The organism is Microbacterium sp. NPDC055599, from assembly GCF_053618975.1.
Map to the genome: position 1 here is coordinate 117,081 of NZ_JBSHIM010000003.1, position 17,469 is coordinate 134,549.

The 17,469-nt window shown below is 66.5% G+C and carries 21 protein-coding genes and 3 tRNA genes; 2 read left to right on the forward strand and 22 right to left on the reverse strand.

Going from position 1 to position 17,469, the window contains the following annotated elements; translation table 11 throughout:
• Positions 1-210: 210 nt before the first annotated feature.
• From ACWGQ1_RS03750 to ACWGQ1_RS03800, 11 genes are all read right to left on the reverse strand, one after another.
• Positions 211-768 carry a hypothetical protein gene (locus ACWGQ1_RS03750; RefSeq protein ID WP_452312387.1) on the reverse strand — a complete coding sequence of 186 codons (558 nt, stop codon included), beginning with the start codon at positions 766-768 and terminating at the stop codon, positions 211-213.
• Between the two features lie 214 nt (positions 769-982).
• Positions 983-1,660: a YqaJ viral recombinase family protein gene (locus tag ACWGQ1_RS03755; protein ID WP_452312388.1), complete on the reverse strand. Its 678-nt coding sequence runs from the start codon at positions 1,658-1,660 to the stop codon at positions 983-985.
• Positions 1,657-2,256, reverse strand: coding sequence for an HNH endonuclease (locus ACWGQ1_RS03760; protein ID WP_452312389.1), 600 nt, complete (start codon positions 2,254-2,256; stop codon positions 1,657-1,659). The genes ACWGQ1_RS03755 and ACWGQ1_RS03760 overlap by 4 nt, the downstream gene beginning before the upstream one ends.
• Positions 2,257-2,380: 124 nt before the next feature.
• Positions 2,381-2,554, reverse strand: coding sequence for a hypothetical protein (locus ACWGQ1_RS03765; protein WP_452312390.1), 174 nt, complete (start codon positions 2,552-2,554; stop codon positions 2,381-2,383).
• A gap of 514 nt (positions 2,555-3,068) precedes the next feature.
• Positions 3,069-3,326 (reverse strand): hypothetical protein, encoded by a 258-nt coding sequence (locus ACWGQ1_RS03770; RefSeq protein ID WP_452312391.1) that lies wholly within the window; start codon positions 3,324-3,326, stop codon positions 3,069-3,071.
• Positions 3,323-3,478 carry a hypothetical protein gene (locus ACWGQ1_RS03775; RefSeq protein WP_452312392.1) on the reverse strand — a complete coding sequence of 52 codons (156 nt, stop codon included), beginning with the start codon at positions 3,476-3,478 and terminating at the stop codon, positions 3,323-3,325. The genes ACWGQ1_RS03770 and ACWGQ1_RS03775 overlap by 4 nt, the downstream gene beginning before the upstream one ends.
• Positions 3,478-3,642: a hypothetical protein gene (locus tag ACWGQ1_RS03780; protein WP_452312393.1), complete on the reverse strand. Its 165-nt coding sequence runs from the start codon at positions 3,640-3,642 to the stop codon at positions 3,478-3,480. The genes ACWGQ1_RS03775 and ACWGQ1_RS03780 overlap by 1 nt, the downstream gene beginning before the upstream one ends.
• 440 nt (positions 3,643-4,082) lie before the next feature.
• A complete protein-coding gene (locus tag ACWGQ1_RS03785; protein WP_452312394.1) occupies positions 4,083-4,295 on the reverse strand; it encodes a hypothetical protein in 213 nt (70 codons plus the stop codon).
• Between the two features lie 179 nt (positions 4,296-4,474).
• Positions 4,475-4,660 (reverse strand): hypothetical protein, encoded by a 186-nt coding sequence (locus ACWGQ1_RS03790; protein ID WP_452312395.1) that lies wholly within the window; start codon positions 4,658-4,660, stop codon positions 4,475-4,477.
• Positions 4,661-5,087: 427 nt separating this feature from the next.
• Complete coding sequence (locus ACWGQ1_RS03795) at positions 5,088-5,291, reverse strand: hypothetical protein (RefSeq protein ID WP_452312396.1); 204 nt, start codon at positions 5,289-5,291, stop codon at positions 5,088-5,090.
• Entirely contained in the window at positions 5,288-5,455 is a 168-nt protein-coding gene (locus tag ACWGQ1_RS03800; protein ID WP_452312397.1) for a hypothetical protein, read from the reverse strand. Before ACWGQ1_RS03800 ends, ACWGQ1_RS03795 begins: the two co-directional genes overlap by 4 nt.
• A gap of 92 nt (positions 5,456-5,547) precedes the next feature.
• On the opposite strand from ACWGQ1_RS03800, the gene ACWGQ1_RS03805 reads away from it, so the two are divergent.
• Together ACWGQ1_RS03805 and ACWGQ1_RS03810 are read left to right on the forward strand one after the other, a co-directional pair.
• Positions 5,548-5,943 carry a helix-turn-helix domain-containing protein gene (locus tag ACWGQ1_RS03805; protein WP_452312398.1) on the forward strand — a complete coding sequence of 132 codons (396 nt, stop codon included), beginning with the start codon at positions 5,548-5,550 and terminating at the stop codon, positions 5,941-5,943.
• Between the two features lie 3 nt (positions 5,944-5,946).
• Positions 5,947-6,378, forward strand: a complete 432-nt coding sequence (locus ACWGQ1_RS03810; protein WP_452312399.1) for an ImmA/IrrE family metallo-endopeptidase — start codon at positions 5,947-5,949, stop codon at positions 6,376-6,378.
• 95 nt (positions 6,379-6,473) lie between these two features.
• Here ACWGQ1_RS03810 and ACWGQ1_RS03815 read toward each other — a convergent pair.
• From ACWGQ1_RS03815 to rpoC, 11 genes are all read right to left on the reverse strand, one after another.
• Positions 6,474-6,547, reverse strand: a tRNA-Met gene (locus ACWGQ1_RS03815).
• A gap of 32 nt (positions 6,548-6,579) precedes the next feature.
• Positions 6,580-6,651, reverse strand: a tRNA-Thr gene (locus ACWGQ1_RS03820).
• Positions 6,652-6,719: 68 nt separating this feature from the next.
• Complete coding sequence (locus ACWGQ1_RS03825) at positions 6,720-7,961, reverse strand: peptidoglycan DD-metalloendopeptidase family protein (protein WP_452312400.1); 1,242 nt, start codon at positions 7,959-7,961, stop codon at positions 6,720-6,722.
• A gap of 129 nt (positions 7,962-8,090) precedes the next feature.
• Entirely contained in the window at positions 8,091-8,876 is a 786-nt protein-coding gene (locus tag ACWGQ1_RS03830) for an inositol monophosphatase family protein (RefSeq protein WP_378823202.1), read from the reverse strand.
• Positions 8,877-8,878: 2 nt separating this feature from the next.
• Positions 8,879-9,832, reverse strand: coding sequence for a hypothetical protein (locus ACWGQ1_RS03835; RefSeq protein ID WP_452312401.1), 954 nt, complete (start codon positions 9,830-9,832; stop codon positions 8,879-8,881).
• A gap of 169 nt (positions 9,833-10,001) precedes the next feature.
• Positions 10,002-10,802, reverse strand: coding sequence for an enoyl-CoA hydratase/isomerase family protein (locus ACWGQ1_RS03840; protein WP_136031649.1), 801 nt, complete (start codon positions 10,800-10,802; stop codon positions 10,002-10,004).
• Positions 10,803-10,848: 46 nt separating this feature from the next.
• The gene (locus ACWGQ1_RS03845) at positions 10,849-11,340 is read right to left on the reverse strand and encodes an FBP domain-containing protein (RefSeq protein ID WP_136036359.1); all 492 of its coding nucleotides are present in this window, start codon (positions 11,338-11,340) and stop codon (positions 10,849-10,851) included.
• A gap of 9 nt (positions 11,341-11,349) precedes the next feature.
• A complete protein-coding gene (locus tag ACWGQ1_RS03850; RefSeq protein ID WP_136036358.1) occupies positions 11,350-12,246 on the reverse strand; it encodes a bile acid:sodium symporter family protein in 897 nt (298 codons plus the stop codon).
• A gap of 93 nt (positions 12,247-12,339) precedes the next feature.
• A tRNA-Tyr gene (locus ACWGQ1_RS03855) sits at positions 12,340-12,424 on the reverse strand.
• A gap of 86 nt (positions 12,425-12,510) precedes the next feature.
• Positions 12,511-13,440: a PfkB family carbohydrate kinase gene (locus tag ACWGQ1_RS03860; protein WP_206251715.1), complete on the reverse strand. Its 930-nt coding sequence runs from the start codon at positions 13,438-13,440 to the stop codon at positions 12,511-12,513.
• 120 nt (positions 13,441-13,560) lie between these two features.
• The gene (rpoC, locus tag ACWGQ1_RS03865; RefSeq protein WP_136045924.1) at positions 13,561-17,436 is read right to left on the reverse strand and encodes a DNA-directed RNA polymerase subunit beta'; all 3,876 of its coding nucleotides are present in this window, start codon (positions 17,434-17,436) and stop codon (positions 13,561-13,563) included.
• Positions 17,437-17,469: the final 33 nt, after the last annotated feature.

The following is a 17,469-nucleotide window of genomic DNA, read 5'->3' on the forward strand; positions in this document are numbered from 1 at the left end:
GGACGGTGAGACTGATGCCGTTGCCGATCTTGATCGCCGCTCTGAGGCCAGTGGGTGAAGGGACGATGTGTTCGAGTTCGCCTTCGATAGTTGCCCTTACGCGGGCTCCTGGTTCGAACATGGGTGTCTCCTGGGGTGCAGTGAGGGCGCGCATCCGTGATCGGTTGCGCGCCCTCAAGTTGGGTCGTCAGTTTGTGAGCTGATCGGTCGTCAGTTTGTGAGTTCTGCCCGCCGCTGGTCGATCGCGGTTTTCACCTGGTTGTGGATGCCGATGCGTGTTGCGTGTGCGGCGATCTCGTCGAGTTTCACGGTGGTGGTTGCCTGGTTGATGGCGGCGTGTGCAGCATCAACCACCGACGGGTCCACGGGTGTCTCGGCGAGGGGCTGGACCCTCCACGGCTTGGGCGCACGACCGCGACCGGATGCGCGGATGGGCACGGACTGTTCGCCGTCGATGTGTGACAGGTGGCTAACTCGGATGCCACCCACGCGGTCTTTGCCGAACATGACGTCGGGGTCGTTGTAGAGGGTGACGCGGCGGCCTACCCACTGTTTCGCGTCGGAGCCCCAGCATCGGGCGAGCACGTCGAGCATGCCTTTGCTGGGTCGCCATACGCGGGGGAAGCCCTCGAGCGCGATTTCGGCCACCGTCTTGCCGTCGCGGACAGCCAGCCGCCCGCCAGCGGCGATGGTGAATGTGCGAGGGGCAACGAGTTCGATCGCGTCGAGCTGGTCGCTGTTCGGCGCCAGAGCATCGGTGATGTCCACGTTCACTCTCCCGCCGTTCGAGTCGCTGAGATCCATCGGATGATGAGCTCATCGTCATCGTGAGTCACCGTGAAGGTGTCGTCTCGCTCAGTTCCAGGAACCAGAGACCTGCGAGCGGCTCCAATTGCCTTCTCCACCTCCGCGACGTTCGTTGGCCACTCAAGCGAGATCTCCTGGTACACCTCAGTGCGTGTGCGTCGGTTGTAGGCAGCCATCAGAATGTGATCTCCTCGATGCTTGCCCGCCGTTCGGTCATGGGTAGGCCGTGCGTGGCGGTGGTGAAGTTGTTGACGATGTTGGTGACGTTGATCTCGAACGTCTCGGCGGCGGCGTGGATGGCGTCGATCCACCGCTGGTCGGGGTGGACGCGTTTGGCCCAGAGCGGGAGGCCGGCGCTGTAGGAGATGTAGTCACACCATTCGCGGCCAGACACGAGCATGCCCGCGTGCATTTGGGCCATGTTCTCGAGCGGCGGCAACCCTTTGAGTACGGTCTTGAGGTGTTCCTTGGGGCGCCGTGACTTGATCTCAATCAGCCCGTCATCTCCTACGAGTCCGTCCGGTGAGTAGCCGATGCGGTATGCCCCGAAGTCGCGGACCATGAACCCGACCTGTTCGACCGGTGCGAAGTGCTCGGCGTAGGCATCACGGGCGTACGGTTCGTCATCCGTGCCCCGCTGCATGTCCGCGGTCGGGTACACAAAGTCGACATGTCCGGTGATGCGTTCAGCGGCGAGCTGCATGGTGAGGCCGCGTGATGTTTCGTTGTCCGCAACCTTGAGTGTCGCCGGAGTGATGAGCTTTCCGACGGTGGACGCGGTGAGTAGGCCACATCTCGCGTCCAGCCATTCCTGTTCTCCTTGGACGAGATTCGAGTACACCTTGAGCGTCATGAGCTTTCTCCCAATCCGACCCAGCTCTGGCCGGTTGCTACAAGCTGGATGGCCGACGTGGAAACGCCGAATCGTTCTGCCATGGACTTCTGAGTTTCGGTTCGCTCGCGCCAATTGCGGCGGATCTCATTGACCTGCTCCAGCGTCAGCTTGGATCGCCCCTGAGTTTCGCCCCGCGGGTAAAGGCCCCGCTCCACCGCGTCCCGCGCGTTGTCTCTTGCGGTCCCAGTGATCAAGTGCGCAGGGTTGACGCACCTCTTGTTGTCACAGGTGTGACGGATCAGCATTCCTTCAGGAATCTCCCCGTTGGTCAACTCGTATGAGACGCGGTGCGCCCGGTCGGGTTTCCCGTTGAACCAGAACTGTCCGTATCCGTTCTTCTTGACCGTTCCGAGCCACGGCCAGCACTCCTGTTCAGAACCCTTGTCGACGTATCGGTAGAACCGGGCCACGACGGTGAATGGGCGCGTCGGGATCACTCCCGTGTTGCGCCATTGGGTGTAGTGAGAGCTGCACCACCCGCGGGTGCGCCTATCTCTGTCGCAGCCATCGACAGAGCAGCCCTGATCGAGCTCGGCGTACGCCGTGAGCGTCATGGCAACGGATCTTCCTGTTCGAGTTTGATGAGTGCGCTCGCGAGGTCAGCGCGACGTAGACACTCCGGATGGAAACAGTCCATGCAGTTCCCGCGCTGGATGAATGCGATTGCATCGTCGAGGGTCATGCGCTCATCTCGATTCCGGTGATGCCGAGGTTCTGGTAGATGGCTTCGTTGAGTGCTGCTCTGTATGCGTAGGCCCACATGAAGGAGGGGTAGATGTCGAGGACGTAGGTGCCGCGGTAGGCGGCCCAGCATCCGGATTCGGTGTGCGCGACACGGATACGGCTGGTCATGGCTGCCTCGCGTTCACGGTTCGACGGGAGTCATGGCCCTGCGGAAACGGAATCTGCTGCCGCCAAACCCAGGCGTCATCTCCGAAGTGCGCGCGGGAGCCGATCACCGCGGTTGGCCTGGGCGCCCTACCTCGAACGCATGAGTCTGTTCCGGATGCGCCGCACGTGGGACAAGGGATGCTCATGGTCGCCAACCTCCTTGGTCTTCGAGTCGTTTCTGTGCCACTACGGATTCCCAGTAGCGGACGTGGGATTGTGCGAGTGCGATGGCTGTGTGGTTGGTGCCGTGTTGGGTGTGGTTGAGGTATGCCTGTTCCTGCGCCAACCGGTCGAGTGCTTCATCAAGAGTCATGGCCTCTCCTCGCACGGTTGGGTTCGCGGCATGTCAGGCAGACGATGGCGAAGAAGGTAAAGAAGAGCCCCGTCAACCAGAGGGTTGCGGGGCTGTTGGGGGTGAACGCGATACACCCGAGGGAGAGGGCGGCGAGTGTGAACGCCGCAAACCTGACCGTCATCACGTTGTGGCCCCTTCGCGCCAGGCGGCGGCATCCGTTAGTGCTTCCGCGATCGTCGCCGCCGTGGTGTCATAGCCGGTGTCGTAGATTCGGGCGAGCCCGGCCGCTTCACGGAACGTTCGCGCCCTCACCTCGGCGTCATGAGCAGTCAGGGCCGCGTCGAACCGTTCTTCGGCGGTAATCACGTCGGCCTCAGCGGTGAACCTGTTCGCGTACTGCCGCCGGAAGTAGTGCATGGACGGTGTGTAGTCGTTCATCGCATGGCTTCTCTCTGTGTTTCGGTGAGGAATCGGACGGGCCGTTTGAGGATGACCCGTTCAACCTCGTCCCACATGTCCATCAGGCCGATACGCCACATTGTGTTGAGTTGTAGGCCGTCCGATAGTTCACGGAAGATGCGGTCATCCATCACGGTTCTCCTTTGATCGTGTTGACGGCGACCTGTGCGCGGCTGATCCACCATGCGTGGTCGTCGGGTTGGGTTGGTGGCCACGGGCAGATGGTCTCTTCGGGGTCGTCAGGGTCGGGCGCTTCATACATCGCCCTCGCTACCCGTTCGATCAGCTCATCCATGCGTCTACCCCCAGCAAGCCCGGCAGCTACAGTGAGGCACGAGGCGGCCTCTGTAGTGGCAGAGTCTCGATTGATTGAAGTGGCCCGGCCCACCGTGAGCGTTCGCTAGCTCGCATTTGTCGCAGCCTTCAACGGTGAACATCAGTGGCCTTCCTTGTGTAGTGCGCGTTGGTAGGCGGCCGTTTCGACCAGGAACCCCGCAACCCGCAACCGCCTATCCCGACGCGCCGCCAACAAACGACGAACGATGTTCATGGCCCTGCTCCTTTGCTTCGAAACCAAAACGGTGGGGGTCCGGGTAACCCCATGCACCCGAACCCCCACCACGCACGCAGCCCCACACCACGCACACCCCCCGCAACCACCCCAGCGGTGCAGGGACAACAAAAGAACCGGCCCCCAACATGGGAACCGGTTCAAGAACAGACGGGCGCTAAGAGCTACAACGGCAACTCTTCAACTCGGAAAGACACCGAGAAGCGCGCGATCGGCTCGTTCGTCTCCAACGAGTACTGCACGAACTGCACATCTAGAGCTTCATCGCCTTCACAGCCTTCGATAGACACCTCGTCATCCATCGCCGCATCCACATAGGCGAATGCCAACGCTTCCCGGAGGCGCTGGACAACCTCTGCCCGTTCGAACTTGCTCATGTCCTTCATCCTTCCATGTGGTTGAGAAGGGGGCTGATGCTGCAACATCAGCCCCCGGGTCGGTGGGAGTACGCGCGGATTCCCAACCGCGCAACAACTCAAGAAACCACCAACCAAGTGCCCGTGCGCCGATCCGCGAGCGCACGCACGAGCCAAGTACTACGAAACTTCCAGATCGTTCATGTCTCCTCCCCGGTTGGGGAGTTGTATGCCTCGGGGAAGTCGCGGCCGAAGTACATGTCCTTCACCTGCTCCCAGATGCGGAACGATCGCTCCCTCTTGGCGGGGTCCAGTGGCGCATACCACGGGTCGCCCTCAGAGGACTTCCGCCCCTCGTTGCCTTCGTTTGGAATCTGATCGTTCATGCTGCGACCTCCCAGTGCAGTACCTCTGCGTGCGCCCTGGGGAGTCGAACCCCAGCAAGGACCGTCAGCGCGTTCCGGGCCGTTCCTGACGAGTCGTAAGCGCACCCCTATGCGCCTCATCGCCGTGTAGCAGCAGACACCACATACGTGATGGAGAATGCCTGCCCCCGTAGCTCCCGGAGTAAAACTGAACTCCACACCCAACAGGCCCGCACTCATCTCGGAGCCCCGTAGTCGGTGTTCTGTGAAACGTCGCCTTCCTCAACCGGGCCCTGAGCGGGCATCGGCTTACGGTGTATCTCCTGCCCCGAAGGGGTTCCGGAAGACGACTATGTGTTGTTGTGGTGCCCCGTTTTTGGGTGCACTCGTCCGCGCTATGAGCGGTGAAGCCCATAGGCGGGAGCCGGTAAGGCCGGCTAGCGGTGACTCAAACCCGCTCGGGTCTTTCGGCTGGGCGAGTTCGCAGCCAGCGCTCGCCCTCTTCGCGCATGATCAGCGGCTTGGAGTCGACGTACGAAGCAACTAGCTCCCCACGCTCGATGTGCTGGCGAACCTTCTCGATCGACAAGTCGACCGCGACTGCGAAGTTCGGGATCGAGTACGCGAGCTTGTCGAGGGTGGGTGAGGTCATCCGAAGACCTCCCGTGCAGCACGAAGACCGCCGGTCGCCAGAAGCTCACGCACGGACACGTCCCTCTCGGAACGCACCAGCGCGTCGGCTTCACGGCGACCGGCGGTCAGTGAAACATCGTCGGCCTCGAAGGGCCTTCTCCTGGAGGGGATGTTCTTGGTCATGTTTGAACTCTAACAGGTCTTGTTTGACCCACGCAAGCACATCTGACACTTTTTTGGCCAATGAAGGATGCTGAGGGGCCTAGGATGAGGGCATGCCTCGTCCCAAAAAGATCATCAGCGACTTCGACGTCTGCCTCGGAAAGGTGGTGAAGTCGAAGCGCGTCAAGGCTGGGCTCACCCGTGAGGCGTTGGCGGATGCTGCCGGTATCGCCGACTCGAACCTAAAGCGACGTGAGGCCGGGGAGAACGAGATCACCGTCTCGGAGCTCGAGCGCATTTCGACGGCCGTGGAGGTTCCCGCGTTGGAGATGGTGGAGGAGGCGTTGAAGGACTATGGCGGGGTGGAGAAGTTGGTGGCCGAGTTCACCCGAACGTCGGAGCCTGCAACTAACGTCGACCCCGCCGACGACATCCCCTACATCGGCCGTGTTGTTCCCCCGCAGGGTATGGCGGCGAACGACGACCCGCGCACTCCCCCGAAGGAATGACATATGAAGGAACTGCTCGCCCATGCAGCGTCGCTGGGCGTGTCCGTTCATGTGGCTCATATAGATGGGCCGCAACGCGGGTTCTACGACGCTGACCGAAAGGTCGTCGTCTACGACTATGAGCTGACCCCGGTGGAGCGGGATACGGTTCTCGCTCACGAGTTAGGTCACGCGTTCTACGATCACCGCTGCTACGGAAATCCCCGGTTCGAGGAAGCCGCCGACTACTACGCCGCCTGTCTGCTGATCGACCCGGCCGCATACATCGCAGCGGAGTCCCTGGACCCGTCGATTGGCGCGATCGCTGAGGAGTTAGGTGTGGAGCCGAAGCTTGTGAGGGTGTTCGAGAAGAAGGCGCTCACGAGGCTTCACGGGGTGACATACGTGAACTCAAGGATGGGCGCCGGCCAGTACCGGTGGGTCGCTTTGTCCTGAAAATCGCGATGGGCTACACCCGCGGCTACACTCGGGGGAATCGCCCGTGAACGAAGAAAGCCCCTCTCCCAGTCGAGACTAGGAGAGGGGCGATGTAGCAGGAGCGGGGCTTGAACCCGCGACCTCACGATTATGAGTCGTGCGCTCTCACCAACTGAGCTACCCTGCCGCACGGCATCCGCATCGCAGATGCGAACTCCGAGCCCCGAGTCAGGATTGAACTGACGACCCCTTCCTTACCATGGAAGTGCTCTGCCACTGAGCTATCGGGGCGTGCTGCCCCTCGCGGGGCAACCACACGAGAATACCATCACTGTGGCGTCCTCATGAAATCAGGCCGGTCAGTACGACGTGCGTCCGGCGTTGGCACGGAGCCACGGCATCGGGTCGATCGTCGTGCCGTTGACGATGAGCTCGAAGTGGAGGTGCGCGCCGTAGGAGCGGCCCGTGTTCCCGGTCTTGCCGATGACGGTGCCGACGGTGACCCGGTCGCCCGCCTTCACCTGGAGCGAGCCGTACTGCATGTGCGCATAGTGGCTGGTGATGGTCTGGCCGTCGATCACGTGGTCGATGTAGACCGTGACCCCGTAGGCGCCGCCCTGCTCCGTGGCGGTGCGCACCACGCCGTCGGCGATCGCCTGGATGGGCGCGCCGTTGCCGGGGGTGAAGTCGATGCCCTCGTGCAGGCGTCCGCTGCGCATGCCATAGCCGTACGACATGCCGACGCCGACCATGAACGGCCACTGGATGGCGGCGTCGGGGTCGTTCGTGAAGACCTCGCCCGAGTAGTTGATGCCCTGCTCGGCCGCGACCTCGACGAGGGAGACCGTGCTGTAGTCGTCGTTGCGGGTGAGCGGTGCGTTCTGCACGTCGGAGGGCGCGACGAAGGCCTGGATCTCGTCCTTCGCCGACCCCGCGGCGTCGGCCGCGGCAGCGGTGACGAGGGAGGTGGAGGCCATCGACCCTCCGCGCGCGGCGGCGACGGCCTCGGCGGGCAGCGTCATGGAGACCGCGAGCAGTCCGGCCAGACCCATGACACCGACGGTCGCGCCGACCGTCACGAAGCGCCGGAGACGGCGGGGACGCGATGCGACGTGTTCGGCCGCCGCACCCTGCACGTCGGCGGCGCTGGCGAATGACGGGGCACTCGCGGCCGCAGCAGCGACGGTACGCACGGTGCCGGTGCTGCGGAAGGCGCGCGAGGCACGCTCGAACGCGTCTCCCTCGGCGTCGGCTTCGGCCACGAACGGCTCGGAGGCCGGCGGGATGACCTCGGCGCCTGCGGCCTCGGCGGGTGCCTCGTGCGTCGCCGCGAGGGGCACGGCGGGGACGTCGGCCACGGCGGGCGCGGGCGTCGCGGCGATGAACGGTTCGGCGGGAGCCTGCGGCACCGGCGGGACGTCGTTCGGCCGCTGACGTGCGGCGCGACGGGAGAGGGGTGCGACGGCGGCGAGCGCGACCACGGTCTCCGCGTGAGCGAGGGGTGCCGTCGTCCCGGTCGCCGGGGCCTCGGTGGCCGCAGTGCGATGACGGCTGGAGCGACGCGTGGGCGCAGCGGCAGCCTGGGGATTCTCGAAGGGCAAAACTAGTCTCTCGGTCGTTCGTGTTGCTCGGGGGCGCAATGACAGCTTTCACCTTCGGGTGGTGAAAGTAACGATCGGGTAAACACTACCCCGATCACCCTGGGAATGCCATGTATCAGTTCAGGTTTCTCAGCACAGGATCTCGGTGAGCCGCGCGTGCACGGCTGGTCCTCCGGCGATCAGCAGCGGCCGAGGGGAGTCGGTGTCGACGCGCGTCACGATGCCGCCCGCCTCGCTCACCAGGAGCGCGCCCGCCGCGAGGTCCCAGGGGGCCAGTCCGCGCTCGAAGTAGCCGTCGAGTCGACCAGCGGCGACGTACGCGAGGTCGAGTGCGGCCGACCCCATCCGCCGGAGGTCCCGCGCGATGGGCATCACCCGGCGCACGGTCGCGAGGTCGCCGTCGTGGGTCGCGGGGTCGTAGCCGAACCCGGTGGCGAGGAGCGCGCCGGCCGGTGTCTCCTGCGTGACCTCGAGGCGCCTGCCGTCGAGCCAGGCTCCGTGACCTCGAGCGGCGGTGAACGTCTCCCCCACGGCCGGTGCGTGCACGGCGGCGGCGAGCGCCTCCCACCGGCTCGGGTCGGGCTCTCCCTGGACGGCCGCGATGCTGACGTTGTAGGCCGGGATGCCGTAGGCGTAGTTGACGGTGCCGTCGATGGGGTCGACCACCCAGGTGATCCCGCTGTCGCCCGCCGCCGTACCGGACTCCTCGCCGAGGAAGCCGTCGTGCGGCCGCGCCGTCAGCAGACGGTCGCGGATGAGCGCCTCGACCTCGCGGTCGGCCTCGGTCACGATGTCGGCCAGTGTCGACTTGGTCGCGGCCAGGGTGACCCCCTGCTGTCGGCGTGTCCTGGCGAGCTCCCCCGCCTCCCGAGCGACCTCCGCGGCGAGCGCGCCGAGCTCCTGCTCCTGTGACACTGTCACGACGCCCGGTTCCCCGGCGCGGGAGGGGGCGGCGGGAACGCGGGAGGTTCGCCCTGATGCGGCGCGGGGGGCTCCGGCGCGGCGGGTCGGGGCGGCACCGGTGCGTCCGGTACCGGAGGGCCGGGCTGGGCCACCGGGGGTGCGGAGGGCGCAGCCGGAGGCGCGGGCTGCGCGACCGCGGCCTCGGGAACCACGGGGAACGCCGTGGTCTGCGGCTGCGGGAGAGCCTGCTGCGGAGCCGTCGGGTAGCCGGTGTAGTACGCGTTCCAGTCGGGCGAGCCGTCGGGCAGTGCGGGGAGCGGGGTGCGGCCGTCGGCGAACGTGGGCCACGCGGGAGCCGGGTTCTGCGGCGTCGGCGTGGCGGCCCTCCTCGGCGCGAAGAGCGCGTTCAGCAGGGGGATGAGCGTGGTGCCCACCGCGACCAGGATCGTGAGGGCGACCACGATGCGCCAGTACAGCTCGCTGTAGTCGAACGTGTTCGGGAACGCGAGGAAGAACACGAGCATCGCCACGAGCGCACCGAGGAACACGACCGTCACGATGAAGATGACGCGCGTGAAGGTGGTGACGTGGCGCTGCGCCGCCTTCGTGAACAGACGCACGTGCAGCAGGGCGAGCTGGAGCACTCCGATCACGAGCAGGAGTTGGAAGAAGCGCTCCGCCCCGAAGTAGATGCCGTCTTCCGGGAGCCAGATCTTCACGAGCCCCACCAGGAGCGCCACGACCCAGCTGACCATGCTCGCGAGCTGGAGCCAGTCCGGGCGGTTGGGGGCGAGCCCGGCCTCCAGGATCGCGATGCCGGCGAACGCGGCCAGGAGCAGGATCGTGAGGAAGGCACGACCGATCAGGCCGTTCTGGTCGCCGATCAGCACCCACACCACGCACACGAGCGCGGCCGCGATCAGCGCGCCGATCGCCACCCAGATCGAGCCTCGGATGAGTAGCGACATGTTCTTCTTCTCAGCCTGCGGCGGCGTGCTGATGTCCGGATGGGACATGGGGGTCCTCTCGTCGAGTGGCGATCGATGTCCACATCCTCCCACGCGCGCCGGTCCCGGTTCGGGGATCTTCGCGCCGTGCGGACGGACGCGAGGAAAACCGGTGGCTGGGGAGGAAGAGTCAGGCCGTCTTGCGCGCCGATGCCGCAGCGAACGCGGCGACCCGCGCCTGCGCGTCGGGAGTCTCGAGCGCGGCACCGATCGAGCGCGCCTCCTCCGACAGCTGCTCGACGAAGGTGCGCTCGGGCTGCGACCGCACCAGCCGCTTGGCCTGGCCATAGGCATCCGCGGCCCCGGCCAGCCAGAAGCGGGCGACCTCCTCGGCGCGCGAGCGCACGGCCTCCGCCTCCGCAGCCGCGTCCTCGCCCTCCACGACCTCGGCCACCAGTCCCCACTCCAGCGCCTCGGCCGCCGTCAGCAGCCGATCCTGCAGCACGAGCTGCAGCGCTCTGCGCTGACCGATCGCACGGGCCAGCTGCGCCGACACCGACAGGTCGGGCGTGAGACCGATGTTGGCGTACAGGCTCCCGAGCTTCGATCGTGCCCCGACCACGGCGTAGTCGGTCGCGAGCAGGATGCCGAGCCCGCCACCCGCCGTCGTACCGTGGGCGGCGGCGACCACCGGGATGCTCGACTCGGTCAGCGAGCGGATGCCCGCGTTGATCACCTCGGCGAGCGCGGTGATCTCGGCACCGGAGGCGCCCATCGTGGTCGCCATGTCGATCACGTCGCCGCCCGCGCAGAACGCCGGCCCCGCCGCGTCGAGGAGGATCGCCTTCACGTCGCTCCGCGAGGTGGCCTCGGCCGTGGCGTCACGCCAGGCGTGGGCCAGATCGGCGTTGAAGGCGTTGAGGCGAGCCGGACGGTTCAGCGTCAGCCGCGCCATCCCCTCGTCGACCGCGAACAGGATGGCTTCACTCATGGCGTCTCCCTCGAGCACAGGACGTGTGGATCCAGGCTAGCCGGACTCAGCCCTGCTCCCACACGCGGGAGACGAACCCCTCCATCCGGCGGCGCGTGCCGTCGAGGCGGAAGTCGGCCTGACCCGCCGCGCGGATCTCGTTCGGCGCGAGCGGATGCGCGAGTCGCACGTTCTCGTGACAGGAGAGGTCCGCGCAGATGTACGTGCCGAAGGAGTCGCCGCGAGCGCCGGCCTCGCCCGCCCGTCGCGCGGAGAACAGCGCGACCTGGTTGCCCGGCTGCATCGTGTGGCAGATGTTGCACATGCCGGAGCGCCCGCGACCGGGCTCCGACGCCCGCAGCACGACACCGACCACGCGGCTCTCGTGCTGGATCAGCACGTAGCCGCGCTTGCCCGCGCTCGGGTCGCGCCAGGCGAAGAAGTCGAGGTAGTCCCAGTCGACCAGGAGGAAGTCGTGCGGCATCTCCATGACGCGCAGCTCGTCCGCGTCCGCGTTCACGAACGAGGCCCGGACGTCGGCTTCGGTGAGGGCTCGCATCACTCCAGTCTAGGAAACGCCCTCGACGGCGGGCGCGGTCCGTGCTTCGGACGCACCGCTGCGCTCGCGGATGAGGAACCCGAAGCCGAACGCGATGAAGAACATCAGCACCCCGTAGACGGCTGCGGGGAGGCTCAGCTCCACCGAGCCGAGCACGGACTGCGCGATCACGATCGCCAGGGTCGCGTTGTGGATGCCGATCTCGAACGACGTCGCGATCGCCTGACGCTTGCCCACCCGCAGCATCCGCGGGATGAGGAATCCGACCGCGAGGCTGACCAGGCAGAACAGCACGGTGATGAGAGCCAGACGCGCCACGTTGTCGACCAGGAGCGTCCAGTTCGAGGCCACGGCGCCCGCGATCACGACGATCAGGATGACGACCGAGGCGATGCGCACCGGCTTGTCCATGCTCGCGGCGAACCGTGGCCAGAACCGCCGGATCAGCATGCCGAGCGCGACGGGCAGCAGCACGATCGCGAACACCTCGAGGGCCTTCGACCACTGCAGCCCCAGCGTGTCATCGAACGGGCGGAAGTAGGCGATCGCGAGGTTCGTGATGATCGGCAGCGTGATCACCGCGATCACCGAGTTCACCGCCGTGAGCGAGATGTTGAGGGCGATGTCGCCGCGGAACAGGTGGCTGTACAGGTTCGCCGTGGTGCCGCCCGGCGACGCGGCGAGCATCATCATGCCCACCGCCAGCACCGGCGGCAGCTGGAACAGCAGCACGAGCCCGAAGCAGACGGCCGGCAGGAGCACCAGCTGACACAGCAGCGCGACGATCACCGCCCTCGGCTGCTTGAGCACCCGCGCGAAGTCGCCGAGGGTGAGGCTGAGGCCCAGACCCAGCATGATGATGCCGAGCGCGACGGGCAGTCCGATGGTGGTCAACGCTGATCCCATGGCACTCAGTGTGGCGGACCGAGGGCCTCGGTGTCACGGGTTCGTGAGACGCGCGCCGAAACGGAAGAAGCCCCCGACGAGCGGGGGCTTCCGTGGTGGCGAGTGAGGGATTCGAACCCCCGAAGTCGAAGACGGCTGATTTACAGTCAGATCCCTTTGGCCACTTGGGTAACTCGCCAGAGCGCACCCGTCCGACTTCAACAGCCAACCGGGGGCACGAAGATCCATCATACCCGCACGATGCGGGGTCGAGAAATCGAGGCGTCAGCTGCCGTGCACCCCGCGGTCGGACTCGGCGAGCGACTCGGGCGTGCGCAGCAGACCGCCCTCGGCACGGCACGTCGCGGCCGCGATGTCCATGGCCCGTCGCAGCAGGGCGTCCCACTCCCCTGCGGCCTGCGGAGCAGCGGCGACCAGACCGCCGGCGACGGCGGCGAGCGTCGCATCGCCCGCCCCCACGGTGTCGACGAGGCGCCCGGGCAGCGCGGAGATCGGGGCCGTCGAAGTGCCGGCGTCGGACTCGAGCACCGCGCCGTCCGCCCCCGCGGTGGCCAGCACCGCGCGCACGCCGAGCCCCCGGAGACGGGAGCGCAGCACGTCGAGGTCGCCGTCGTAGAGCACCGCCGCGTCGTCGGCGCCGACCTTCACGACCTCGGCCTGCGCGGCCAGACGCTCGAAGCCGCGCACGAACTCGTCGCGGTCGCTCAGCATGCCCGTGCGCGGGTTCGGGTCGATCGCGAGGCGCGCACCGTCCAGGGCGGCCGCGAGCGCGTCGACCTCGGCGGGAGCGTCGAACGGGAAGCAGCTGACGACCGCGAGGTCGGCGTCCGCGATCGCGGCCACCGCCTCGTCCGAGTAGCGGATCGTGCGCTCCTGGGCGGCACGGTTGAAGACGTAGCTCGGCTCGCCGTTCGCGGCCCGGGTCACGACGGCGCGCGACGACCCGTGCGGCGCCGCGCTCGCGATCAGGCGCACGCCGTGGTCCGCCACATACTCGCGGATGTGCGCGCCTGCGACGTCTTCTCCCACCATCGCGATGAGCGTCGTGGGGATTCCGAGCCGCCGCAGACCCACCGCCACGTTCAGGGCGGCTCCGCCGACGAACTCGCGGACGCCGCTGTCATCCCGGATCTCGTCGATCAGGGCGTCTCCGATGACGACGGCCGAGCCGCCGGGGGAAGTCTCAGTGCTCACTCGCCGACCCTACCGCGCCCGCCCGCGCTCCGGAGCGCTGCCGAACTGCGCGCCCGAACGCGGCGAGGGACGACGAAGGCCCCGGGCGATGCCCGGGGCCTTCGTTCACTCAGTCACACCTCAGTTGTAGGTACCGGGGGTGATGTCGTCCGTCGAGAACGCGTCGAAGTCGACGTAGCCGAAGTCGCCGTCCGCGTACGCGCCGTCGGATGCGAAGATCCGGTTCGGGTAGCGCTCGCTCTTGGCTTCCTCGGTGGCCTCGACCGTGACGTCGCGGTACTTCGAGAGACCGGTTCCGGCGGGGATGAGCTTACCGATGATGACGTTCTCCTTGAGACCGACCAGCGGGTCGCGCTTGCCCTCCATGGCGGCCTGCGTGAGCACGCGGGTCGTCTCCTGGAAGGACGCGGCGGACAGCCACGACTCGGTCGCGAGCGACGCCTTCGTGATACCCATCAGCTCCGGGCGACCCGACGCGGGGCGCTTGCCCTCGGCCACGGCCTCGCGGTTGATCTGCTGGTAGCGCTTCAGGTCGACCATCTCACCCGGCAGCAGGGTCGTGTCGGCGTGGTCGACGACGGTGACCTTGCGGAGCATCTGGCGGACGATGACCTCGATGTGCTTGTCGTGGATCGGCACACCCTGCGAGCGGTACACGCCCTGCACGCCGCCGACGAGGTACTTCTGCACCTCGCGGGCACCCATGACGCGCATGACCTCCTTGGGGTCGAGCGTGCCGACCTGCAGGGGCTGACCGACCGAGACGTGCTGGCCGTCCTCGACGAGGAGCGTCGCACGCTTCAGCACCGGGTAGACGACGGGCTCGTCGCCGTTGTCGGGCGTCAGGATGACCTTCTTGGCCTTGTCGGTCTCGTCGATCGTGATGCGGCCGTCGGCCTCGGCGATCGGCGACGCACCCTTGGGGGTACGGGCCTCGAACAGCTCCTGCACACGGGGCAGACCCTGCGTGATGTCGTCGGCCGACGCGGAACCACCGGTGTGGAAGGTACGCATCGTCAGCTGGGTACCGGGCTCACCGATCGACTGGGCCGCGATGATGCCGACGGCCTCGCCGATGTCGACCGTCTTGCCGGTCGCGAGCGAACGGCCGTAGCACTGCGCGCACACGCCGACGGCGGAGTCGCAGGTCAGGACCGAGCGGACCTTGATGGTCTCGACACCCGCAGCGACCAGCTTGTCGATGAGCACGTCGCCCACGTCGTCGCCGGCCGAGGCGAGGACCTCGCCCGCCGCGTTCACGACGTCGGAGGCCAGCGTCCGGGCGAACACCGAGTTCTCGACGTTCGCGTCGCGCACCAGCTCACCCTGCGAGTTCGGCGCGGCGATCGGGAGCTCGAGGCCCTTCGACGTGCCGCAGTCCTCTTCGCGGATGATGACGTCCTGCGAGACGTCCACCAGACGACGGGTCAGGTAACCCGAGTCGGCGGTACGCAGAGCGGTGTCGGCCAGACCCTTACGGGTACCGTGCGTCGCGATGAAGTACTCCGCCACCGACAGACCCTCGCGGTACGAGGAGATGATCGGACGCGGGATGATCTCACCCTTGGGGTTGTTCACCAGACCACGCATACCGGCGATGTTCCGGATCTGCAGCCAGTTACCACGGGCGCCCGACGACACCATGCGGTTGATGGTGTTGTCCTCCGGGAAGTGCGCCTTCATCGCGGCCTGCACCTCGTCGGTCGCCTCGGTCCAGATCTTGATGAGCTCCTGACGACGCTCGGCGTCGGTCGTGAGGCCCTTCTCGTACTGGGACTGGACCTTCGCGGCCTGCTTCTCGTAGCCCGCGACGATCTCCGCCTTGTTCGGCGGGGTGAGGATGTCGCTCAGCGCGACGGTGACACCCGAACGGGTCGCCCAGTAGAAGCCGGCATCCTTGATGCGGTCCAGCGTGGCGGCCGTCTCGACCTTGGGATACTCCTCGGCCAGCTTGTTGACGATCTGCGACAGCTTGCCCTTGTCGGCCTGCTCGCGGACGAAGGGGTAGCCCTTCGGCAGCGCGTCGTTGAAGATCGCCTGACCGAGCGACGCGTCGACCAGACCGTGCTTCTCGTAGCCCTCGGGAGCCTCGCCCTCCAGGAAGGCCAGACCCGGGATGCGGATGCGGACCTTCGCCTGCAGGTCGAGCGTGCCCTCGTCGTACGCGAGCTGCGCCTCACCGACGGAGCCGAACGCACGGCCCTCGCCCTTGGCGCCGGCCTTGACCGTGGTCAGGTGGTGCAGACCGATGATCATGTCCTGCGAGGGCAGGGTCACCGGACGGCCGTCGGACGGCTTGAGGATGTTGTTCGACGCGAGCATCAGCACGCGGGCCTCGGCCTGAGCCTCGACCGACAGCGGCAGGTGCACGGCCATCTGGTCACCGTCGAAGTCGGCGTTGAACGCCGCGCAGACGAGCGGGTGCAGCTGGATGGCCTTGCCCTCCACGAGCTGCGGCTCGAACGCCTGGATGCCCAGACGGTGCAGGGTGGGTGCACGGTTGAGCAGAACCGGACGCTCGCGGATGATCTCCTCGAGCACGTCCCAGACCTCGGGACGCGTGCGCTCGACGGCGCGCTTCGCGGCCTTGATGTTCTGCGAGTGACCCAGGTCGATCAGGCGCTTGATGACGAACGGCTTGAAGAGCTCGAGCGCCATCTGCTTGGGCAGACCGCACTGGTGCAGCTTGAGCTGCGGGCCGACCACGATGACCGAACGGCCCGAGTAGTCGACACGCTTGCCGAGCAGGTTCTGACGGAAACGACCCTGCTTTCCCTTGAGCATGTCGCTCAGGGACTTCAGCGCACGGTTGCCGGTACCGGTGACGGGGCGACCACGGCGGCCGTTGTCGAACAGCGCGTCGACGGCCTCCTGCAGCATCCGCTTCTCGTTGTTGACGATGATCTCGGGGGCGCCGAGGTCGATCAGGCGACGGAGACGGTTGTTGCGGTTGATCACGCGGCGGTACAGGTCGTTCAGGTCGGAGGTCGCGAAGCGGCCACCGTCGAGCTGCACCATCGGACGCAGCTCCGGCGGGATCACCGGAACGACGTCGAGCACCATCGCGGCCGGGCTCATGCCGGTCTCGAGGAACGAGTTGACGACCTTGAGGCGCTTGATCGCACGGATCTTGCGCTGACCCTTGCCCTCCGAGATCTGCAGGTGCAGGCTCTCGGCCTCGGCGGTCAGGTCGAACGCGGCCAGGCGACGCTGGATCGCCTCGGCACCCATGTAGGCCTCGAAGTACTGGCCGAAGCGGTCCTGCAGCTCGTGGAAGACATCGTCCTCCGGGCGCAGGGCACCGACCTCGAGCGTGCGGAAGTCCTCCCACACGCGCTCCAGCTTCAGGATCGCCTCGTCGGCACCCTTGCGGATGAGCGACATCTCCTTCTCGGCGGCGTCCTTGACCTTCTTCTTGGCGTCGGCCTTGGCACCCTCGGCCTCGAGAGCCGCGAGCTCCTCCTCCAGCTTGGCCAGGCGCTCCGCGATCTTGGCGTCGCGGCGGTCGCCGAGCGTCTTCAGCTCGAGGCGGATGTTGTTCTCCTGCGTGCCCAGGTCGCGGTGACGAGCATCCTCGTCGACCGAGATGACCATGTAGGCGGCGAAGTAGATGACCTTCTCGAGGTCCTTCGGCGCCATGTCGAGCAGGTAGCCGAGGCGCGAGGGCACGCCCTTGAAGTACCAGATGTGGGTGACGGGAGCGGCGAGCTCGATGTGACCCATGCGCTCACGGCGGACGGAGCTCTTGGTGACCTCCACGCCACAGCGCTCACAGACGATGCCCTTGAAGCGGACGCGCTTGTACTTGCCGCAGGCGCACTCCCAGTCACGGGACGGGCCGAAGATCTGCTCTCCGAAGAGACCGTCCTTCTCCGGCTTGAGGGTGCGGTAGTTGATGGTTTCGGGCTTCTTGACCTCGCCGTAGGACCACGCGCGGATGTGGTCTGCGGTCGCCAGGCCGATGCGAAGCTCATCGAAGGTTGTGGACTCGAGCACTAGTTCTCCTGTGTCGGAAATTCTGTTTGAGAA